The organism is Kineococcus rubinsiae (assembly GCF_011839805.1).
GTDB lineage: Bacteria > Actinomycetota > Actinomycetes > Actinomycetales > Kineococcaceae > Kineococcus > Kineococcus rubinsiae.
Genome location: NZ_VWPY01000018.1, coordinates 1 through 20,829, shown reverse-complemented (window position 1 = coordinate 20,829; position 20,829 = coordinate 1). Strand labels below are relative to the sequence as shown.

Annotated in this window: 19 protein-coding genes; 9 read left to right on the top strand and 10 right to left on the bottom strand. The window is 75.2% G+C overall.

Annotated features, from left to right (window positions below; translation table 11 throughout):
• Positions 1–15: 15 nt before the first annotated feature.
• From F1544_RS26315 to galE, 7 genes are all read right to left on the bottom strand, one after another.
• Positions 16–1,248, bottom strand: a complete 1,233-nt coding sequence (locus tag F1544_RS26315; RefSeq protein WP_167585187.1) for an LGFP repeat-containing protein — start codon at positions 1,246–1,248, stop codon at positions 16–18.
• Positions 1,245–3,317 carry an N-acetylmuramoyl-L-alanine amidase gene (locus tag F1544_RS10960; RefSeq protein WP_167585186.1) on the bottom strand — a complete coding sequence of 691 codons (2,073 nt, stop codon included), beginning with the start codon at positions 3,315–3,317 and terminating at the stop codon, positions 1,245–1,247. The genes F1544_RS26315 and F1544_RS10960 overlap by 4 nt, the downstream gene beginning before the upstream one ends.
• Positions 3,318–3,594: 277 nt before the next feature.
• Positions 3,595–4,920, bottom strand: coding sequence for a DUF1501 domain-containing protein (locus F1544_RS10955; protein ID WP_167585184.1), 1,326 nt, complete (start codon positions 4,918–4,920; stop codon positions 3,595–3,597).
• Positions 4,921–4,928: 8 nt separating this feature from the next.
• Complete coding sequence (locus tag F1544_RS10950; protein WP_208971678.1) at positions 4,929–6,383, bottom strand: DUF1800 domain-containing protein; 1,455 nt, start codon at positions 6,381–6,383, stop codon at positions 4,929–4,931.
• 109 nt (positions 6,384–6,492) lie between these two features.
• Positions 6,493–7,752: a glycosyltransferase family protein gene (locus F1544_RS23475; RefSeq protein ID WP_373368071.1), complete on the bottom strand. Its 1,260-nt coding sequence runs from the start codon at positions 7,750–7,752 to the stop codon at positions 6,493–6,495.
• Positions 7,753–8,124: 372 nt separating this feature from the next.
• A complete protein-coding gene (dprE2, locus tag F1544_RS10940; protein ID WP_167585182.1) occupies positions 8,125–8,880 on the bottom strand; it encodes a decaprenylphospho-beta-D-erythro-pentofuranosid-2-ulose 2-reductase in 756 nt (251 codons plus the stop codon).
• Between the two features lie 264 nt (positions 8,881–9,144).
• A complete protein-coding gene (gene galE / locus F1544_RS10935; RefSeq protein ID WP_167585180.1) occupies positions 9,145–10,113 on the bottom strand; it encodes a UDP-glucose 4-epimerase GalE in 969 nt (322 codons plus the stop codon).
• Between the two features lie 143 nt (positions 10,114–10,256).
• Here galE and manA point away from each other — a divergent pair, with 143 nt between their 5' ends.
• Both manA and F1544_RS10925 read left to right on the top strand, forming a co-directional pair.
• Complete coding sequence (gene manA / locus F1544_RS10930; protein WP_167585178.1) at positions 10,257–11,441, top strand: mannose-6-phosphate isomerase, class I; 1,185 nt, start codon at positions 10,257–10,259, stop codon at positions 11,439–11,441.
• 1 nt (position 11,442) lies between these two features.
• Positions 11,443–11,994 (top strand): RBBP9/YdeN family alpha/beta hydrolase, encoded by a 552-nt coding sequence (locus F1544_RS10925; protein WP_167585176.1) that lies wholly within the window; start codon positions 11,443–11,445, stop codon positions 11,992–11,994.
• Positions 11,995–12,045: 51 nt separating this feature from the next.
• Here the strand turns inward: F1544_RS10925 and F1544_RS10920 are convergent, their stop codons facing one another.
• Positions 12,046–12,906, bottom strand: coding sequence for a helix-turn-helix transcriptional regulator (locus F1544_RS10920; protein WP_167585174.1), 861 nt, complete (start codon positions 12,904–12,906; stop codon positions 12,046–12,048).
• Between the two features lie 86 nt (positions 12,907–12,992).
• On the opposite strand from F1544_RS10920, the gene F1544_RS10915 reads away from it, so the two are divergent.
• Positions 12,993–13,775, top strand: a complete 783-nt coding sequence (locus F1544_RS10915) for an SDR family NAD(P)-dependent oxidoreductase (RefSeq protein ID WP_167585172.1) — start codon at positions 12,993–12,995, stop codon at positions 13,773–13,775.
• Positions 13,776–13,827: 52 nt separating this feature from the next.
• Here the strand turns inward: F1544_RS10915 and F1544_RS10910 are convergent, their stop codons facing one another.
• Entirely contained in the window at positions 13,828–14,619 is a 792-nt protein-coding gene (locus F1544_RS10910) for an SDR family NAD(P)-dependent oxidoreductase (protein ID WP_208971677.1), read from the bottom strand.
• 88 nt (positions 14,620–14,707) lie between these two features.
• Between F1544_RS10910 and F1544_RS24345 the strand changes: the two genes are divergently transcribed.
• From F1544_RS24345 to F1544_RS10890, 4 genes are all read left to right on the top strand, one after another.
• Complete coding sequence (locus F1544_RS24345; protein ID WP_167585168.1) at positions 14,708–15,271, top strand: MarR family winged helix-turn-helix transcriptional regulator; 564 nt, start codon at positions 14,708–14,710, stop codon at positions 15,269–15,271.
• Positions 15,272–15,449: 178 nt separating this feature from the next.
• On the top strand, positions 15,450–16,481 hold the full coding sequence (locus tag F1544_RS10900; protein WP_308470005.1) for a zinc-binding dehydrogenase: 1,032 nt from the start codon (positions 15,450–15,452) through the stop codon (positions 16,479–16,481).
• Positions 16,478–17,518 carry an aldo/keto reductase gene (locus tag F1544_RS10895; protein WP_208971676.1) on the top strand — a complete coding sequence of 347 codons (1,041 nt, stop codon included), beginning with the start codon at positions 16,478–16,480 and terminating at the stop codon, positions 17,516–17,518. The genes F1544_RS10900 and F1544_RS10895 overlap by 4 nt, the downstream gene beginning before the upstream one ends.
• 67 nt (positions 17,519–17,585) lie before the next feature.
• Positions 17,586–18,803, top strand: a complete 1,218-nt coding sequence (locus tag F1544_RS10890) for an NAD(P)/FAD-dependent oxidoreductase (protein WP_167585166.1) — start codon at positions 17,586–17,588, stop codon at positions 18,801–18,803.
• Positions 18,804–18,836: 33 nt separating this feature from the next.
• Here the strand turns inward: F1544_RS10890 and F1544_RS10885 are convergent, their stop codons facing one another.
• Positions 18,837–19,061 (bottom strand): DUF4287 domain-containing protein, encoded by a 225-nt coding sequence (locus F1544_RS10885; protein ID WP_167585164.1) that lies wholly within the window; start codon positions 19,059–19,061, stop codon positions 18,837–18,839.
• Positions 19,062–19,182: 121 nt separating this feature from the next.
• On the opposite strand from F1544_RS10885, the gene F1544_RS10880 reads away from it, so the two are divergent.
• Positions 19,183–20,100, top strand: a complete 918-nt coding sequence (locus tag F1544_RS10880; RefSeq protein ID WP_167585162.1) for an NAD-dependent epimerase/dehydratase family protein — start codon at positions 19,183–19,185, stop codon at positions 20,098–20,100.
• 161 nt (positions 20,101–20,261) lie between these two features.
• Positions 20,262–20,829 (top strand): DUF6518 family protein (locus tag F1544_RS10875; protein WP_167585160.1); only part of this gene is annotated, 568 nt, incomplete at its 3' end.

Here is a 20,829-nt window from a genome sequence, read left to right as displayed (position 1 = left end):
CAGCGGCGGAAGAGGTCAGCGGCGGGTGGCGGTGGCGGTGCGCCGGGCGGTGTCGTACGTGATCCAGCCGCCCTGGAAGTCCAGCTGGAGCCCGCCGGGGACGGCGTGCTCCTCGCCCGCGGGGTAGCCGAGCCAGCCCTTCTCCCAGCCGAGCGCGGCCCAGCGGTCGCGGATCGCACCGCGCACCGCGTGCGAACCCGTGGCGGGGGAGAAGTAGACGGAGCCGCCCTGGAAGTGCGTGTAGTAGCCGGTGCGGGCCGGGGTGGGGGCGTCGTCCGTGGTGGGGAAGCCGAGGCCGCGCTCCCAGCCGAGGGAGGCCCAGCGCTCGCGGATCCCGCCGCGCACGACGTGCGCGCCGGTCGCGGGCGACCAGTAGACCGACCCGCCCTGGAAGTGGTTGTAGGCGCCGGTGCGGCCCGGGGTGGCCAGCTCGTCGGTCAGCGGCAGGCCGAGACCGCCGGGACCGCCGGCGACGTTGAACGCCCCGCTGATGGCGCCGTGCACCTCGCGGGCCGGCACGGTCGGCGAGCCGCACACGCTGCCGTTGCGGTAGCTGCGGCAGCGGCTGCCTCCCGCGAGCGTGCGGGGGCCGCTGACGGGCCCGCCCAGGACGGAGCGCTCCCCGCCGAGGCGGATCCAGTGCCCCTCGAGCGGGTCCGCGGTGCCCGTCCACCAGGACGTCTCGCGTGCCGCCCCGGCCGGCGTGAGGCTGAGGTGGATGTGGTCGGTGTGGTCCTCGGCGCCCGTGTACGGCTGCCAGCCCGCGCCGGGGCGGTACGCCTTCCACACCTGGGCGTTGAAGATCACGTACATGACGCCGAGCCGGCGCGCGTTCGCGGCGGCGTTGCCGGCCGCGTCGGGTGCCAGCAGCCACGCCAGGAACGCGTCCGCGGTGGCCTTCTGCGCCGGGTCGGCCGCGCTGAGCATCCAGTCCAGGGCGCGGCCCTCGGAGTGCTCGCTGACCGGGACGCCGCCGGCGGGGCAGGCCCGGGCGCTGCCGATGGTCTGGCGGCCGTAGGTGTCCAGCAGGAGCTGGCGCAGGGCCAGGGTCCCCGGCTGGGGCGCCTGGCAGGACGCGGGGCCCTGGTAGGCGGCGAAGGCGTCGACGTCGGCGGGCAGGTTCACCGGCGGCCGGGGGAGGACCTCGGCCTGCGCGGCGGGGGCGGTCAGGAGGGGGGCGGCGACCGTCGCGGCGAGGCCGGCCACGAGGGCCGTCAGCCGGGCGCGCCGCGAGGGCGTCCGCCTCACGAGCGCTTCGCGGTCAGTTCACCGGTGCGGGCGTTCCAGGTGATGGTGCCGCCCTGGAAGTCGGTGCGCAGCCCCTCGGCGACGGCGTACTCGTCGCGCGTGGGGAAGCCCAGCCAGCCGTTCTCCCAGCCCAGCGACGCCCACTTGTCGCGGATCCCGCCGCGCACCGCGTGCGCGCCGCTGGCGGGCGACCAGTAGATCGACCCGCCCTGGAAGTGCGTGAACCAGCCCTTGCCGTTGGGGGTCGCGGTGTCGTCGGTGAGGGGGAAGCCGAGGCCGCCCTCCCAGCCGAGGGCGGCCCACCTGTCGCGGATCGCGCCGCGCGTGAGGTGGGCGCCGGTCTTGGCCGACCAGTAGATCGAGCCGCCCTGGAAGTGCGTGTAGAACCCGCCCCGGGCGGGGCTGTCGCCGGTCACGGGGAACCCGAGGGAACCGCGCTCCCAGCCCGACGCCGCCCACTTGCTGCGGATCGCGCCGCGGACGTCGTGGGCGCCGGTCTTCGGCGACCAGTAGATCGAGCCGTTCTGGAAGTGCGTGTAGGCGCCGCCCGCGGCGGCCGGGCCGTCGTCGCTCGTGGGGAAGCCGAGAGCGTTCTCCCACCCGAGGCGGGCGAACTCCGCGAGGATCGCGCCGCGCACCACGTGGGCGCCCAGGGCCGGCGTGGCGTAGATGGCGCCGCCCGAGAAGTACTGGAACGACCCCTTGCCGCTGGGCACCTTGCCCTCGGCGGTGGCCGGACGGCCGAGGAACCCACCGGCGCCGCCGAGGGCGGCGTACTTCGTCGCGATGGCGCTCAGCGAGGCGGGGGCGGAGCTCAGCAGCGCGGCGACGCGGGTGCGGATCGAGTCCATCTTCGTGTAGCCCACGTTGCCGGGGCACGCGGTGAACCCGACGTCGCGGTGGCCGTTGATCGTGCGCAGGGTGACGGTGGTGCCCGCCTTGTAGCGCGCGGTCCCGCCGCCCGCGGAGGTGAGGACCGCGGAACCCTTGGCGCTGAGGTCGTACATCGAGAGCTTCCAGGCGATGACGCGCGCCACGGACTCGAGCGTCTCGGCCGAGGGGGCGACGGAGGTGAAGTCGCCCATCATCGAGACGCCGAAGGTGTCGGTGTTGAAACCGCCGGCGTGCGCGCCGACGACGGGCAGGTTCGTGCCGCCCGCGCGCCCCTCCCAGATCCCGCCGAAGCGGTCGACGACGAAGTTGTAGCCGAGGTCGCTCCAGCCGAGGCTCACCGTGTGGTAGCGGTACATGCCCCGCATGACGGCGGCGACGTCGGCGCGGCCGTAGGAACCCCCGTCGGCGGTGTGGTGCACGACACACGCCTTGATGGTGTCGCTGTAGCTCGCGACGCCCTTGCGCAGCGACTCGTCGGCGCCCCAGGCGGCGCGGGAGTTGATCGTGGGCCGGGCCACGGAGAGCGTGCTCACGGGGGGCAGGTCGGTGTCGCCGGCGGCGATCTCGGTGTCCGTGTCGGTCTCGACGTCGGTGTCCGTCGCGTCCGCGCTCAGCAGCGTGCGGCTGCTGCCGGCGTCCACGACGTGCAGCTCGGCGGTGGCGACGTCGGCCGCGGGGAGGCGGACCTCGACGGTGGCGGAGCTCCCGAGGGCGCCGACCCACAGGGGGTCGGAACCGGCGACGGCCGTGCGGGCGTCGAGGGAGTCCGGGTCGGGCTCGGAGTCGTTCAGGGGCAGGTCCGCCCACGCGCTCCACGTGCCGCCGACGCGGGTGCGCACGGAGATCGTGTCGGTCGAGGCGCCCGCGGGGAACGTCACGCCGAGCATGTGACCCCCGCTGACCTCGACCGCGACGGTGGTGAGCCCGCCCCCGGCGCGCAGGACGCGGGCGCCGCCGGTGGGGGCGTGGGCGGCGAGGCTGAAGGCCTGCGTCCCGCCGCCGAGCTGCAGCGGTGCCGCCGAGAGCGCGGAGGCGCTCGGGGCGCCGAAGCACGCGAGGGCGGACAGCACTCCGAGGCCTCCGCCGGTTCCGAGCAGGGCCCGCCGGGAGACGCGGGCAGGGCTGTGCGGGGGGTTGCCGGTGGCGCGCATGGAGGCCTCGCTCTGGATCGACATCAACGGGAGGTCGCACCCACATGGGTGAACGCTCGTGTCAGGCATCGGCCTGGTCGGGGGGGAGCTTGAGCGTGCGACCGGATCGTTACGCAACGTACGAGGCGGTAGCCGTGTGAGACAAGGTGCAGGAGTGAACAACTCTGTAACACACCTGTGATCACAAGGTCACTCTACGTCACAAGCGTCCCACGTGTCGCCCCCGTGGCGGGGGCGACGCGCGGGACGGAGAGCGATCTCCCAGGCCCCTCACAGGGTGGGGAGAGTCGCGGCGGTCCGGTCAGCGGCTGCGGACGACGCCCAGCGCGTCGCCGCGGAAGCCCGGGAAGACGTCGCTGAGGGTGCCGGCGCCGAGCCGCTTGGTGAGCACCTCGCCGATGACGGCGCGGTAGTCGGTGGTGCCCGCCAGGTCGCCGTCGAGGAGCTGACCGGCGCCCAGGCCGGGCCACCGGCCGTGCACGCGGCCGCCCACGACGGGCCCGCCGAGCAGCAGGACGGCGTTGCCGTGGCCGTGGTCCAGCCCGCCGGAGAGGTTCTCCCCGACGCGGCGGCCGAACTCCGACAGCGTGACCAGGGTGGTCGTGGCGAGCTTGCCGCCGAGGTCCGTGGCGAAGGCCGCCAGGGCCGAGGACAGCTCCACGAGCTTGTCGCGCATCCAGCCGGCGTCCACGCGCCCGAGACCTGCGTGCATGTCCCAGTCGCCGTAGTCGATGGTGAGGACCTGCACGGGGGCGCCCGAGCGGATCAGGGTCGCCGACTGCGCCAGCGCCGCCCCGAGGTCGCCCGCCGGGTAGGCCGCGCCGTTGGCGGGGCCGGTGGCCGCGGTGCGGATCCGCGCCACGTCCTCCATGGCCGTCAGCAGCGTCGTGGCGGGCTGCGCCACGGTCGCCGTGGCGCCGGTGTGCATCCTGCGCAGCACCGAGTGCCAGGTGGCGCGGTCGTCGCCGGGGCCGATGAGGGAGAAGGCGTCGATCGAGTTCATCGTCGTCTCCTGCACCGGGCCGGCGAAGGAGGGCGGCGACTGCACCCCGATCTGCACGCCGTTGAGCACCGAGCCGGTGCCCGTGCTGCCCAGTGTGCGGTCGATCCAGCCCGTGCGCACCGAGGTGCCCGGGGCGGCCCGCTCCATCTCTTGCATGGCCGCGAAGTGCGAGCGCGAGGGGTTGTCCTGCCCGACGGCGTGCACGACGCCGAAGGTGCCGTTGCGCCAGAACGGCATGAGCGGCGCCATGGCCGGGTGCAGGCCGAACGTCTGGTCCAGGCCGAGCAGCGTCGCGCGCGGCACGGCGATGTTCGGGCGGGCCGCGTAGTAGCCGGGGTCGCCGCCGGGGACCACGGCGGACAGGCCGTCGAAGCCGCCGTGCAGGCTGAGCACCACCAGGGTCTCCCCGGTCCAGCCGGAGCCGGCCCAGGAGACCTGCGTGGAGACGTCGCCCACGGCGAAGGCCGTCGCCCCGGCCGTGCCGGCACCCAGGGCGGCCTTGAGCACGGTGCGGCGCGAGAGCTGCGACGCGGCGGCCGCGCCCTCGTCGCAGGCGCAGCGGTCGGCGGCCCTGCTCTTCACGGGGAGGCCGGTGGCGGTGGGACGGGCGGTCGGGAGCGCCATGGGGGAGGTCACCTCTTGCAGAAGGTCGGGGAGTCCAGGACGAGGGCCACGAGGTACTGCACGTTGTTCTGCACCCAGCGGTCCCCGGAGCCGAGCGGCGTGCCGGCGCCGCGGCCGGTGTACTGCAGCAGGGCCGCGCGCTCCTCGGCGCCGAGCGGCGAGCCGATCAGCCGCAGCGCGAGCGCGTCGACGAGGCCGCCCCACGTGGAGGGCAGCGCGTCCAGCAGCTGGTTGGCGGGCTTGAACTGCAGCTCCTTCGGGTACCAGCCGCCCGCGAAGTCCATGTGCCGGTTCCAGCGCAGCAGGGTGCCGCTGGGGGAGGCCCACGCGGCGGCGACGTCGGGGTAGCCGTTCGGCGCGCCCCAGGCCATCGGCGCGTGTCCCGAGTCCAGGGTGTGCCAGTAGAGCTTGACGATGCCGGCGGTGCCCGAGGCCTCCATGCCGGTGCCCAGGGTGCGCAGCGCGGCGACGAAGTCCTCCTGCGGCGTGCGGACCTTCGCCCCGGCCGAGGCGGCGAACTCCGGCGAGGTGAACAGCGTCCGCAGCACGGGGACGATCTGGGCGCCCCCGGCGCGCCACACCTGGGCCATCCGGTCGACGAGCGAGGCGGGCGGCTCGTCGCTGACGAAGCGCACGGCGAGGCGGCGGCAGACGCGGGCGGCGGTCGCCGGGTGGACGGCCAGGTAGCGCAGGTAGGCCTCGATCCAGCGGAAGCCGTCGCCCGGCGCGTGGGCCGGGTAGCTGAACCCGAAGACCGTGCCGCCGCCGGCGTCGTGGCGCGAGGCGTCGAAGACGGACACGCCGGCGTCGTTGGCGCGCAGGCCCGTCAGCAGCCGGGCACCGGTCTTGACGTCGGCCTCCGTGTAGCCGGCGTCGACGCCGACGGTGTGCAGCTCGAGGAGCTCGCGGGCGTAGTTCTCGTTCGGGGCGCCGGCGCGGGAGCTGGAGTTGTCGAGGAACTGCAGCATCGCGGGGTTGCGGGCCGAGTCGACCAGCATGTCCGCGAAGGAGCCGAACGCGTGCCGCCGGATCACGGTGCGGTCGTAGTCCTGCCGGCTCGACCACACGTCGGAGCTGGGGCAGGCGACGTGCAGGAGGTTGTTCCAGACGTCGACCACGACCTCCAGCAGCTGCCGGCGCGACCAGATCTGGCGGGCCAGGGTGATCCGGCCCACGTCGAACATGAGGTTCCACTCCACCGCCTGGTAGCCGCCGCGGACGACGTCCTCGGCGGAGCGCTGGTAGTTCGGGAAGCGGCGCACGAACGCCTCGAGGGCGCTGTCGTCGATCGAGGCGGGGTTGAGCTGCGCCTCCAGCCAGCCGCGGGTGCCCAGGCGCGCGATCTCGGCGCGGGACTCGGGGGTGGGGCCGTGGGTCGCGCGGCGCAGCAGGTGCAGCTGAGCGGCCTCGTCGCCGGCCATGAGGCGCGAGGAGGGCGCCGGGGAGCGACGGGCACGGCTCACGACGGGTGCGTCGGACAGGCGGGGCGAAGGCACGAACCTCTGTCGGCGGACGATCAAGGGAGCTTGAGCCGACCGGGTGAGCGGGCCTCAGGGGCCCGCGGGGCCGTGCTCAGCCGGCGGCGGGGACCGCCACGTAGAGCCGGACGCTGAAGGCGCGCTCGTCGTGCTCGGACACGAGCCGGTAGCCCTGCGCGAGCAGCTCGGCCTTGCGCTTGTCGCCCGCGCTCGCGGTGACCACGGGCCCGGGCCCGCCGATGACCCAGACGCGCTGCACCCCGGCCATCGCGGCCGTGAGGTCGTCGGGCGTGCGCTCGACGCCGACCAGCGTCGAGGACTCCTCGGCCGTGCGGGCCAGCGCGACGTCGCGCACGCCCGCGAAGGCCGCGGGGTAGAGCTGGTTGATCACGCGGTAGCGGTAGTCGCCGTCGGGCAGGAAGAGGACGGCGTCGCCGGCCTGCTTCTCGCGCTCGACGTAGGCGGCTGTGGCGCGCATGTTCTCGCCGTGGCCGATCACGGGGCTGCGGAAGACGACCTGCATGGGCAGCCCGGTGGCGGTCATCGCCGCGACGAGGACGGCGGCCGCGGCGACGGGCAGGGCGCCGCGCACCCGCCGGCCCAGGGGGACGGCGGCGGGCAGGGCGACGGTCGCGACCGCGGCCAGCAGCAGGCACGTCCCGGGGGCCACGAAGACGAGGTAGCGGGTCGTCCAGAACGGGTGGACCTGCGAGACCAGCCACAGCAGCGGGACGGGGACGACCCCCCACAGCGCCCCCAGCAGCACCAGGCGGCGGGCGCGGGCGAGGACGACCGCGACGACGGCCGCGACTGCGGCGACGACCGCGCCGGCGGGGGAGCCGAGCGCGAAGGTCGCGTGCGCCACCAGCTCGTGCGCCTCGGGACGCTGCAGGAACGCGACCTGCGCCTGCTGGGTGCTCTGCGCCCACAGCAGGGGCAGGCACAGCAGCGCGCCCGCGCCCGCGGCGAGGAGCCCCGGCCAGCGGTGGCGCGCCGGTCCGGAGAGGATCCAGCCGGCGTGGCCGAGCACGACGAGCAGCGCCACGGTGTTGGTCGCCACGATGGCCGGCAGGGACAGCGCGTACGCCACCCACCAGCCGTGCGGGGCGCGGTCACCGGAGCGCCCGGTGCTCGCCCGCAGCAGCAGGTACGTCGAGGCCGTCACGAGCAGCGCGACCACGGCGTAGGGCCGGGCCTCCTGCGCGTAGCGGCTGGCGAAGGGCATCGACACCCACAGCAGCGCCGCGATCGCCCCCGCGAGGCGCCCCGTCCGCCCGCCCCCGGCCGCGCGCCGCGCGGTGCCGTACAGCAGCGGGCCGGTGAGCGCGGCCGCGACCACGGAGATGCTGCGCACCTCGGTGACGTCGACGCCGGCGCCGAACAGGGCGTGGGCCAGGAAGTAGAAGGGCGCGTGGACCAGGTCGACGGTCTGGACGAGGTCCCAGATCTCTCGGGCGCTGCGCGAGGCGACGGCGACCGTGACGGCCTCGTCGCGCCAGGGGCTCGGCGTGGCCAGGCGCCAGGTGAAGACCAGCAGACCCAGGGCGAGCGCCGCGAGCCCCGCGAGGCGGTCGGCGCGGGCGCCGCGCTCAGCCGCCGCGGGACGCGGCGTGCGGGCGGAGCCGCGGCGGGCCGGCGGGACCCTCTCGCTCGAGCGGCGCTCGACGAAGGGCTGCCCCCCGGACCCGGGGGCGGACCGTGTGCTCGACAGGACCGGCTCCGGCGATCAGATGGGCAGGCGGCGGAACACCGGCGCCGGGACGTGGCGCAGGGCCGACATGACGTAGCGCATGGGCTCGGGGGCCCACACCGTCTCCTTGCCGGAGCGCACGGCGTCCACGGTCACCTCGGCCACTCGCTCGGCGGACACGGACAGGGGCGCGGCCTTCAGCCCCTGCGTCATCTTGGTGGTCACGAAGCCGGGCCGCACGACGACGACGCGCACCCCGGCCGGGCGCAGGGCCTCGCGCAGGCCCGTGAAGAAGGCGTCGAAGCCGGCCTTGGTGGAGCCGTAGACGAAGTTCGAGCGGCGCGGGCGCTCCCCGGCGACGGAGGACAGCGCGACCAGGACGCCGTGCCCCTGCCCGCCGAGACGATGCGCGAGGCGCACCCCGAGGCTCACGGGGGCGGTGTAGTTCACGGTCGCCAGCTCGATCGCGGCGGCCGGGTCCTGCCACAGCTGCTCGGCGTCGCCCAGCAGGCCGAAGGCGAGGACGGTGACGTCCACGTCGCCCGCGGCGAAGGACTCCTCGAGCACCCGGTCGTGGGAGTCCAGGTCGGTGGCCTCGAAGTCCACCGTCCGCACCTCGTGCCCGCGCGCGTGCAGCCGGGTCACCGCGGCGTCGCGGCGGGGGCCGGGGCGCGCCGCCAGCGTCACCTGCAGCGACCGCTCCGGGCTGAGGCGCTCGACGACGGCCAGCCCGATGTCGGACGTGCCGCCGAGCAGCAGCACGGAGCGGGGGTTGCCGAGGGCATCGATCACAGCGGGACTCTCCTGGCGGTCGGACGTCGGGCGGCCCCGGGACGGCGGCGGCGCGCACCGCGTGCCGCTGCTCGGCTCGCACGGTGGCGCTCACGTGCCGACCGGGCGGGTCCTGGACCCGCCCCGACCGCTGATCGACCCTAGCAACGCCCCGGACGCACGACCTCCCGCCGCGGCCCCGTGGTGCGCGGATCGTGTGCAGATGCGTGCATCGCCCGTGACCCCTCCGTGACCGGGCGGGCTCGGCCACGGAGGAGGGGCGGGTCAGCGTGCGCCGGGGCGGGCCTCCCAGGCCGAGGCGACGATGTCGTGCAGGTCCTTGCTCGCGGACCAGCCGAGGGTCTCCCGGATGCGGCTGACGTCGGCCACCAGCTGCGGCGGGTCGCCCGCCCGGCGCTCGCGGACCTCGGGCTGGACGTCGATGCCGGTCACGGCGCGGATCTCGGCGAGGACCTGGAACACGGAGGCGCCGACGCCCGTGCCGACGTTGAACACGTCGTGCGGGCGGTCGTCGCTGTCGAGGTGGTCCAGGGCGGCGAGGTGCGCGGCGGCCAGGTCGTGCACGTGCACGTAGTCGCGGACCGCGCTGCCGTCCGGCGTCGGGTAGTCGCCGCCGAACACGACGGGCGCGCGGCCCTCGGCCAGCGCCTGGAAGACGATGGGGATGAGGTTCATGACGGCCGTGTCGCCCAGGTCGGGCCAGCCGGCGCCGGCGACGTTGAAGTAGCGCAGGTTCGCGGCGCGCAGGCCCCACGCGCGGCCCGCCGCCCGCGTCATCCACTCGCCGACGAGCTTCGTCTGGCCGTAGGGGTTGATGGGTTCCGCGGGGCCGTCCTCGCGCACGACGTCGGTGCTGGGCGCCCCGTAGGTCGCCGCGGAGGAGGAGAAGACGAGCTTGCCGACGCCGCCGTCCTCCATGGCCTGCAGCAGGTTCGCCGTCCCGCCGACGTTCTGGTGCCAGTAGCGCGCGGGCTTGGCGACCGACTCCCCGACCTGCTTGCGGGCCGCGAAGTGCACGACCGCGCTGACGTCGTGCGCGGCGATCGCCGCACCCAGCAGCGCCGTGGACGCGTCGCTCGCGAGGTCGACCTCCACGACGGTCGCGCCGCCGACGCGCTCCTCGACGCCGTTGCTCATGTCGTCCACGACGACGACGGACTCCCCCCGCTCCTGCAGCAGTCGCACCACGTGCGAGCCGATGTAGCCCGCGCCACCCGTCACCAGAACGCTCATGCCCGCGAGCCTAGTTGCCCGGGCCTCCCGGCCGTCATGACGAGGCCCGGGCCCGCGAGGCCGTCGGCGGGGCCCGGTGGCGGGACCCGGGAGAGGCCGCGAGAGCGCCCCGCGGTGGGGCCCGGCTGGCTAGGCTCGCCGCCGTGCAGCGCCTCACCAACCGCGTCCAGCCCTACGCGTGGGGGTCCACCTCCGCGATCGCCGACCTCCTCGGGGTCGAGGCCGACGGGTCCCCGCAGGCCGAGCTGTGGATCGGCGCGCACCCGTCGGCGCCCTCGACCGTCGAGGGCTCCGGGCGGGGGCTCGACGAGGTCGTGGCCGCCGACCCGGACGGCGTCCTGGGGCGCGGGCGCACGGGCGACCGCCTGCCGTTCCTGCTGAAGGTGCTCAGCGCGGCGGCGCCGCTGTCGCTGCAGGTGCACCCGGACCGGGAGCGCGCGGCGCGCCGGTACGCCGAGGAGGAGGCGGCGGGCCTCGCCGCGGACGCCCCGGAGCGCCTCTACCGCGACACCGAGCACAAGCCGGAGCTGCTGTTCGCGCTGGAGCCGTTCGCGGCCATGGCGGGCTTCCGCCGTCCCGCCCTGGCCCACGAGCTGCTCGCGGGCCTGGAACTGCCGGCCCTGCCGCCGGACGCGACCGACCTGCTGGACCAGCTGCTGCTGGACCTCGCCGACCCCGACCAGACGGAGGCGCTGCGGGCCGCGACCGCGCACGCGCTGACCGCGCCGGCGGAGGCCGTCGCCCCGCTCGTGGAGGCCGTCGCCACGGCGTGCGCGGAGCTCGACGACCCCTCCGCCCGGTGCGTCGTCGAGCTCGCCGGGCACCACCCCGGGGACCCGGGCGTGCTGGTGTCGCTGCTGCTCAACCAGGTCCGCCTCGAGGCCGGGCAGGCGCTGTACCTGCCGGCGGGCAACGTGCACGCCTACCTGTCCGGCACGGGCGTGGAGCTGATGGCCAGCTCCGACAACGTCCTGCGCGGCGGCCTGACGCCCAAGCACGTCGACGTCGGGGAACTGCTGGAGGTCGTCGACTTCCGCGTGCTGCCGGCGCCGCTGCTGGAACCCCGCCGCGTGGGCGAGGACGAGCTGCTGTTCGACCCGGGCGTCGACGACTTCGCGCTCACCGTCCTCGACGTGCACCGCGCGACGACGTGGGAGCGGCCCGTCCCGCGGGCGCTGCTGTGCCTGGAGGGTTCCGTGACGGCGACCTCGACGGCGGGGGAGCTGCGGCTGGAGCGGGGGCAGAGCGCGTTCGTCACGGCTGCCGAGCACCCGCTCACGATCGAGGGTGCGGGCCGGCTCGTCGCCGCCGCCCCGGGAGGGGACTGACGTGGAGGAACGAGCGCAGGCCCGGCGGGCGGTCATCGTCCACGGCACGGGCGGGAACCCCGACGTCGCCTGGTACCCGTGGCTGGCGGGGCGCCTGCGGGCGCGCGGGTACACCGTCGAGGTGCCGCACCTGCCGCGGCTGAACGTGGACCCGGTCGCGACCTTCCTGCCGACCGTGCTCGCGGCCCACGAGTTCGGCGCCGACACCGTGCTGATCGGCCACTCCGGCGGCGCGGCGTTCCTCCTGGCGCTGCTGGAGCACCTCAAGACGCCGGTGGCGCAGGCGGTCCTGGTCGCGGGGTACTCCACGCGCCCCAACGACAACGAGGAACCCGTGCTGCAGGAGAGCTACGACTGGGCGCGCATCCGCGAGCGGGCCGGGGAGTTCGTGTTCGTGAACTCCGTCGTCGACCCCTACGGCTGCGACGCCGCGCAGGGGCGGGTCCTGCTCGAGCACCTGGGCGGGACCCAGGTCGTCCGGCCCCGCGGGCACTTCGGCGACGTCGACGACCCGTGCGAGGAGTTCCCGCTGCTCGAGCGCCTCGTCCTCTGAGGCCCGCGCGGCTCGGGTTCTCCGGACCGGGTCGCGAGGGTTCGCGCGCCGTCAGGTCGCCGAATCCACACCGATGCGCTCGGTGCCCAGGACGGCCAGCAGGGCCAGCGCCTCGGCGTCCCGGGAACCTCGCGAAGCGGTGTAGAGGACGAGGTGCTGGTCGCGCTCGGTCAGGGCGAGCGAGTCGCAGTCGACGGTGACCTCGCCCACGACCGGGTGGTGGAACGTCTTGCGCAGCGTGGGCGCCGCCTGGACGTCGTGGCGCTCCCACAGCCGCGCGAACTGCTCGCTGCCCGCGCGGAGCTCCTCGACGAGCCCCACCACCGCCGGGTCGCCGGGGTAGCGGGCGAGGGTCGCGCGGAGCTCCAGGACGACGTGCAGCCCGAACTCGCTCGCGTCCGAGACGCCGTACAGCGGTCGGTCCCCGGCCCGCGCGGGGCGCAGGAACGCGGCGCGGGCGAGGTTGCGCTCCGCCGGGGTGAGGGCCGCGAAGTCCTCCATGAGGGCCGCCGCCAGGTCGTTCCACGCCAGCACCTCGAACGTCGCGGAGACGACGAACCCCGCGGTCAGGGGCACCCGCTCGAGCAGCGCCAGGATGCTCGGGCGCACGTCGCGGCGGTGGCGGCCGGTGCGCAGCGGGGCCGTGCCCGCCAGCAGGTGCAGGTGCGCGGACTCGACGTCGGTGAGCCGCAGCGCCGCCGCGATGCCGGCCAGCACCTCGGCCGAGGGGCGCGGCGCCCGGCCCTGCTCGAGCCGCACGTAGTACTCGGTGGAGATGTGCGCGAGCACGGCCACCTCCTCGCGCCGCAGCCCGGGGGTGCGGCGCTGGGACCCGGCGACGAGGCCGGCGTCCTGCGGCGCCAGCCGCTCGCGCCGGCTGCGCAGGAACGCTCCGAGCTCTCGCCTGTCCATGCCCCGAGTGTGCCCGCTGCGCGGCCGGCGATCCTGGTACCGCCTGTGCCTGCCTCCGCCCCGCCTCCCGGGGGAACGATCCCGGCATGACGAACGAGAACCCCGGCACCCCGATCGGCCTGCTCACCGGCAAGGTCGTCCTGATCACCGGCGCGAGCCGCGGCATCGGCGCGGCCGCCGCCCGCCTCTTCGCCGCGGAGGGCGCCGCCGTCGTGCTCGCCGCCCGCGGCACCGACGCCCTCGAGCGCGTCGTCGCCGACGTCCGCGGCGCGGGCGGCGTGGCCGACGCCGTCGCCCTCGACCTGGCGGACCCCGCGAGCGTCCGCGCTGCGGTGCAGCGGGTCGACGACCTGCACGGACGCCTCGACGGGGCGTTCAACAACGGTGCGGCCATCCAGCAGCCGGGCCCGCTGGACACCACGAGCGAGGAGGACCTCGACGAGCAGTTCGCGGTCAACTTCCGCGCGCACTACACGGCGATGACCGCCGAGGCGGCCCTCATGCGCCGCGGCGGCGGTGGCGCGATCGTCAACACCTCGAGCATCGGCAGCCGCCGCGCGAACCCCCACCTGCCCGTCTACGGGGCCATGAAGCGGGCGCTGAACAGCATCACCGAGACGGCCGCCGTGACGTGGGGCCCCGAGGGCATCCGGGTGAACGGCATCACCCCCGGCGGCACCGCGACGGAGATGATCGACGCGTGGGAAGCCGCGACGCCGGGCATCGTCGACCAGATCAGCGCCTCGACCCCGCTGGGGCGGATGGCCCAGCCGCGGGAGGTCGCCGAGGTCGCCGCGTGGCTGCTGAGCGAGCGCGCCTCGATGGTCACCGGCGCGATCGTCCCGGTCGACGGCGGGGCCGGCGCCTAGGGCCGGTGCGGGCCGGCGGGCCCGTTCCCGCCCCGCCGGCCGGTCCGGGCCGTCAGTGCACCTGCGTCAGCGTCCCGCCGTCGGCGCGCAGCGCGCTGCCGTTCACGGCCGCGGACCGGGGACTGGCCAGGTAGGCCACCAGGCCGGCCAGCTCCGCCGGTTCCAGGAACCGCTGCACCAGGGACGTGGTGTTCCCGGCCACGACGGCCGCCTTCACGTCGGCCTCGGCGAGGCCCCGGGCGTCCGCGATGCCCCGGACCGCCTGCGCCACACCGTCGGAGTACGTGGGGCCGCCCACGATGGCGTTGACGGTCACCGCGGTGCCCCGGGTCAGCTTGGCGAGGCCGTTGCTCAGCGCGAGCAGCGCCGCCTTGCTGACCCCGTAGTGGAGCATGTCGGCCGGGACGTCGACCCCGGCCTCGCTGCTGACGAACACGATCCGCCCCCAGCCGTCCGCGAGCATGGCGGGCAGGAGCTGCCGCGAGAGGCGCACGGCGCTCATGACGTTGACGTCGAAGAACCGGTGCCAGTCCTCGTCCGCGATCTCCGCGAACGGCCGGACCTCGAACACCCCCAGGTTGTTGACCAGGACGTCGACGGGCCCGAGGGAGGCGACCGCGTCCCGGGCCTGCCCGGGGTCGGCGAAGTCCGCCGCGACGCCGGAGACCGCGACCCCGTGCCCCTCGGCCTCCAGGCGCGTCACGGCCGCCCGGACCCCCGCCCCGCTCCGGCCGTGCAGGACGACGTCGGCGCCCTCGGCGGCCAGGGCCTGCGCCACGGCGTAGCCGATGCCCCGCGTCGAACCGCTGATGAAGGCCTTCCGGCCCGCCAGCTCAAGGTCCACGTCTCGCCCGTCCCGTCTCGATGACTTGCCTGAGCACGTGACTGTAGGTCGTGACGACTTGCCTGAGCAACTCATCTAGGCTGTGCGGGTGCCTCCCACCCCGCCGCCCGACGCGGCCGCGCCCGGCGACGTCCCGGGCTTCACCGCGGACGAGCTGCTGACCTGGTCCGGGCTGGCGACGCTGCTGGAGTGGCTGCCCGCCGCGCTCGACGCCCAGCTCGGGGCGGCCGCCGGCGTCACCCACTTCGAGTTCGGCGTCCTGTTCGCCCTCGGCGCCGCGGACGAGGGCTCCCTGCGGATGAGCGTCCTGGCGGGTCACGCGAACAGCTCGCTGACCCGGCTCTCCCGGGCGGTGACGCGTCTGGAGCAGCGGGGGTGGGTCCGCCGCGCGCCCGATCCGGGTGACGGGCGCTACACCCTGGCGATCCTCACCGACCTCGGCCGGACCGAGGTCGAGCGGGCGACGCCCGGGCACGTCGCCACGGTCCGGCGGCTGGTCCTGGAACCCCTGACCGGGGCGCAGCGCCGTCAGCTCCAGGGGATCGTCCAGCGGATCCTGACGACCACCGGTCCGGCCGGGGCGTGGCGGCCACCGGGCGGGGGAGCGGGCACCTCCGGGGGAGCGGGCAGCTCCGGCGCAGCGGTGCCCTGACCGGGGGTGCCCCGACAGGGCGCCCTTCACGGCTGGAGGGCGGGGGTGCGGCGACCTAGCCTCGGGGGACGGGGCGAGCACGCGCGCTGCGGTGCTCCGGCGCCCGGCGCCCGGCCCCGGTCGCCCGGTGCGCAGTGCCGCACCGCCCGAACCCGTTCCAGCCCCAGAGGAGACGAACGTGCGAGCAGCAGTGATGTACGGCGCCGGTGACGTGCGCGTCCAGGACGTCCCCGACGCCGCGGTGCAGGAAACCACCGACGCCGTGGTGCGCGTGGTCCGGGCCTGCGTGTGCGGGTCCGACCTGCACCCCTACCACTCGATGGAGCCGTCGCAGCAGGGTCAGCCGATGGGCCACGAGTTCATCGGCGTCGTCGAGGAGACGGGTTCCGCGGTCACCGGGGTCGCCGTGGGCGACTTCGTCATCTCCCCGTTCGCGTTCTCCGACAACACGTGCGACCTCTGCCGCGAGGGGTTCCAGACCGCCTGCCCCCACGGCGGGTTCTTCTCCAGCGCCCAGGCCGAGGCCGTCCGCGTCCCGCAGGCCGCCGGAACCCTGGTGACGGTCCCCGGCGGGCTCGCCGGCGTCGACGAGGCGCTGTACCCCTCGCTGCTGACGCTGTCGGACGTCTACCTGACCGGCTACCACGCCGCCTTCATGGCCCGGGTGGAGGCCGGCAAGACCGTCACCGTCATCGGCGACGGTGCGGTCGGGCTTTCCGCGGTCCTCGCGGCGCGGCAGATGGGCGCCGAGCGGATCATCCTCATGGGCCGCCACACCTCCCGCACCGACCTCGGCCGGGAGTTCGGCGCCACCGACGTGGTCGCCGAGCGCGGCGAGGAGGGCGTCGCGAAGGTCCGCGAGCTCACCGGCGGGCAGGGTTCGCACGTCGTGCTGGAGGCCGTGGGGCACCTGCCCGCCTACGAGCAGGCCTACGGCGTCGTGCGCGCCGGCGGGGTCATCAGCCGGGTCGGGGTGCCGCAGTACGAGGAGGCGCCGATCGGGTTCGCCTCGCTGTTCGGCCGGAACGTGACGCTCAACGGCGGGCCGGCACCGGTGCGCGCCTACCTCGAGGACGTCCTGCCCACGGTCCTGGACGGGACGATCGACCCGGGCCGCGTGTTCGACCGCACCGTCGGCCTCGAGGAGGTCCCCGAGGGCTACCGCGCGATGGACGCCCGCGAGGCCCTCAAGGTGCTGGTGCGCCCGTGACCGGCGCCATCCCCACCCCGCCGGGAGCTGCGGGGCACCGGCGCACCCTCGGCAGCGCCGCGGCCGGCTCGGCCCTCGAGGTCTCGGCGATCGGCCTGGGCTGCATGGGCATGAGCCAGAGCTACGGGCCCAACCCTGGTGACCGCGACGAGATGATCGGCGTCCTGCGCGGCGCCGTCGACCGCGGGGTCACGTTCTTCGACACCGCGGAGGTGTACGGCCCCTTCGTCAACGAGGAGCTCGTCGGCGAGGCCCTGGCCCCGGTCCGCGACCAGGTGGTCATCGCCACCAAGTTCGGGTTCACGTTCGACGCCGACGGGAGGCAGACCGGCCTCGGGAGCCGACCCGAGGAGGTCCGGGCCGCCGTCGAGGGTTCCCTGCGGCGCCTCGGCACCGACGTGATCGACCTGTGCTACCAGCACCGCGTCAACCCGGACGTGCCGATCGAGGAGACGGCCGGCGCGGTCCGGGAACTCATCGAGGCCGGCAAGGTGCGGTTCTTCGGGATGTCCGAGGCCGCGGCCGCGACCATCCGCCGCGCGCACGCCGTGCAGCCGGTGACCGCACTGCAGAGCGAGTACTCCCTGTGGCAGCGGACGCTGGAGGCCGAGGTGCTGCCCACCCTGGCCGAGCTGGGCATCGGCCTGGTGCCGTTCAGCCCGCTGGGCAAGGGTTTCCTCACGGGCACGGTGGACGCCACCACGAGCTTCGGCACCGGTGACGTCCGCGCGGGGATCCCGCGCTTCACCGCGGAGAACCGGACGGCCAACCAGGCCCTGGTCGACCTGCTGACCCGCGTCGCCGGAACCCTGGGCGCCACGCCGGCCCAGGTGGCCCTGGCGTGGCTGCTCGCCCGGCAGCCCTGGATCGTCCCGATCCCCGGGACCCGCCGCCTGTCGCGCCTGGAGGAGAACACTGCCGCCGCCGACCTGCACCTCGGCGCGCAGGACCTCGCCGACATCGAGGCGGCGGCCTCGCGCATCACGGTGCGCGGAGCCCGCTACCCCGAGCACCTGCAGCGCATGACGGGCCTCTGAACCCCGCCGGTGGCCGGGGCCGGGCCACCGACTGGCGGGCAGCGGTCGCGGCGATCAAGGTGAGCTCGTGCCCACCCCTCTCCGCGGCCCCCGTACCGGCGAGCCCGTCCCCCACGCCGAGGTCCTCGTCGTCGGTGGCGGCAACGCCGGCATCTCCCTGGCCGCCAAGCTCCTGAGGGACGGGGCCCGCGACGTCGTGCTGCTCGAACCGTCCCCGGTGCACCGCTACCGCCCCCTGCTGAACTACGTCGGCAGCGGCCAGGCCACGCCCGCCGACGTGGAGCGGCCGACGAGCACGGTGGTCCCCCCGGGGTGCCGCTGGGTCCAGGACGCCGTGGCCTCGGTCCAGCCCGCGGCCCGCACCGTGCTGACCCGCCGGGGCGCGACCATCGGCTACACGACCCTGGTGGTCTGCCCGGGCATGCGCGAGGACTGGGCGGCCACCCCCGGGCTGCAGGACGCCTACACCGCGGGGTGGGCCGGCTCGACGTACGTCCCGAGCTCCGCGCCCCTGGTGTGGCCGGCGCTGAAGGGGCTCCGCGAGGGGTCCGTGGTGTTCACCGTGCCGCCCGAGCCGGCGCCGTGCGGGCCGACCGCGCTGAAGCCCGCCCTCATGGCGTGCGACTACTGGCGCCGCGCCGGGGTGCTGGGGAACCTCGACGTCACCGTGGTCCTGCCCGACGCCGAGCCGCTGGGGGTGGCGGGTGCCGACGAGCACCTCGAGGCGGCCTTCGCCCGCTACGGCGTGACGGTGCTGCGCCGGTCCCGGCTGGCGAGCGTGGACCCGGTGCTCCGCACGGTGGAGATCGCCACCCCGACCGGGACGCGACGCCTGGACGACGTCGCCTACGCGCACGCCGTGCCGCACTACCGCGCCCCGGAGTGGATCACCGAGAGCGGGCTGGGCGGCCCCTCACCCGCGGGCCTCGTCGACATCGACCCCGAGACGCTGCGGTCCCGCCGCCACGACGACGTCTGGGCGATCGGTGACGCGGCCGGGATCGCCACGCGGTCCTCCGGCGGGGCCCTGCGCAAGCAGGTGAAGGTGCTGGCCCACAACATCGCCGCGGCGTCCAGGGGTCGCCGGCTGCACTCCTACGACGGCTACACCGTCATGCCGGTGACGACCAGCCGCCGACGGCTGATGCTGGTGCAGGCCGACCGCAAGGGCCCCCGCCCGCTGCCGCTGCTGAACCCGTTCGCGCCCCGCCCCTCGGCGTTCTGGTTCGACCGCCACGTCCTGCCGCAGGTCTACTTCCGCCGTCTGCTGCGCGGCAAGGTCTAGGCGCCGCGTCGTCCGGGGGAGGGCGGTGCGTCCTCAGGCGCCGTCGTCCTCCGCCCGCGTGGCGGCCACCAGGGCGTTGGCGTGGCCGTGGCCGAGGCCGTGCTCGGTCTTGAGCCAGGTGACCTGCTCGCCGTGACGCACCCCGGGGTTCTCGGTGCGGTGCTCGCGCAGCAGCTGCTGCCAGTGGGCGATCGGCTGTCCGTACCTGGCCTCGATGGAGGGGAAGTAGGACGCGGGTCCCCGGGGGGTCTCGGGCACGGGGTGCTCCTGTCGCTGGTCGTGAGGATCGTCGACGGTGTGGACCGCCGGGAGGCGCGGAACTCATCGTGGCCCGGCGGACCGTCGCGCCGGGTCCGCCGCAGGGTGGTTGGCTGCACGCATGCGCATCTTCTTCACCGGCGGCAGCGGCAAGGCCGGTCACCACGTCGCTCCCTACCTGGCCTCCCAGGGTCACCAGGTCACCAACGTCGACCTCACCCCGCTCAGGCACCCCGACGTCACCGACCTCCGGGTCGACCTGACCGACGCCGGCCAGGTGTACTCGGCCATGGCGGGCATCCCCACGACGGCCGACCTCGACCAGCCGCCCCGTCCGGCGGGTACGGCGTCGGCGTACGACGCCGTCGTCCACTTCGCGGCGATCCCCTCGGCCTTCCTCGCCCCCGACGCCCTGACGTTCGAGACCAACATCGTGGCGCACTACAACGTCCTCGAGGCGGCGACCCGGCTCGGCATCCGCAAGGTCGTCTTCGCCTCCTCGGAGACGACCTACGGCATCTGCTTCGCGCAGGGCGAGCGCAAGCCGCTCTACGTGCCCGTCGACGAGGAGCACCCCGTCGTGCCGGAGGACTCCTACGCGATCTCGAAGGTGGCGGGGGAGGTCGTCGCGCGCTCCTTCCACGCCCGCAGCGGCGCGGACGTCTACGGCTTCCGCATCAACAACGTCATCGAGCCCCACGAGTACGCCGAGAAGTTCCCGGCGTTCCTGGCGGACCCGTCCCTGCGGCGCCGCAACGTGTTCGCCTACATCGACACCCGCGACCTGGGCCAGATGACCCTGCGCGCGCTCGAGACCGACGGGCTCGGTTTCGAGGTGTTCAACGTCGCCAACGCCGACATGTCGGTCGCCGCGACGACGCAGGAGGTCATCGACACCTTCTACGCCGGCGTCGAGGTGCGCCGCGAGATGGGCCGCGACGAGACCTTCTACAGCATCGACAAGGCCCGTCGCCTCCTCGGGTTCGACCCCCAGCACTCGTGGCGTGACGTGCTGGAGGACCCCCGCCGCGAGGCCTGAGCGACCCGCCGGCCGCGCGTTCCCCAGCGCCAGGACGGTGGCGGCGGGACGACCCGGGGGAGCGGGGGTCCCGGTGGTCAACCGCGGGGATGACGATCTCGGTGCCGAGGATCAGACCGTGCGGGGACGGCAGGGCGTCCGCGGTGCGTCACTGTCGGACCATGACCAACCCGTCCGTCACAACGAGCCCCTCCGGCGCACGGGTCGGTGGGCGCCCCGGGGCGGACTCCCCTTCCCGCGCCGCCGCGGTGCTCGATGCAGCGGTCCTGGTGGGTCTGGTGTGGGGTGCCGCCACCTCGGGTCTGCAGACCGTGCTGCCCGGACCCCTGGCCGGGCTGGCCAACGCGGTCGGTCCGTGGGTCGCCCCGGCCTTCCTGGTCGGGGTGTGGAGCAGGCGCTGGTGGGTCGCCGTCGTGGCCGGGGTCCTCGTGTGCTCCGGCGAGGTCGCGGGCTACCACGTCCTCTCCGCCCTGCGGGGTTTCGGGGTCAACCCCGCGATGGTGGTGCAGTGGGCGGTCGCGGGGGTGGTCGGCGGCCCGGTCCTGGGGGCGGCCGGGTGGTGCTGGCGCCGCGCGCGGTCGCTGCGGTGGGCGGTGTCGGGGGCGGCGCTGCTGGGCGGGGTGTTCCTCGCCGAGGGTGCGGTCGGCTACGGGATCTACCTGCGCTCCACGGCCGACGCGTTCCTCTTCTGCGCGCTGGGCGTCCTGCTGGTGGCGGTCCTGGGGGCCA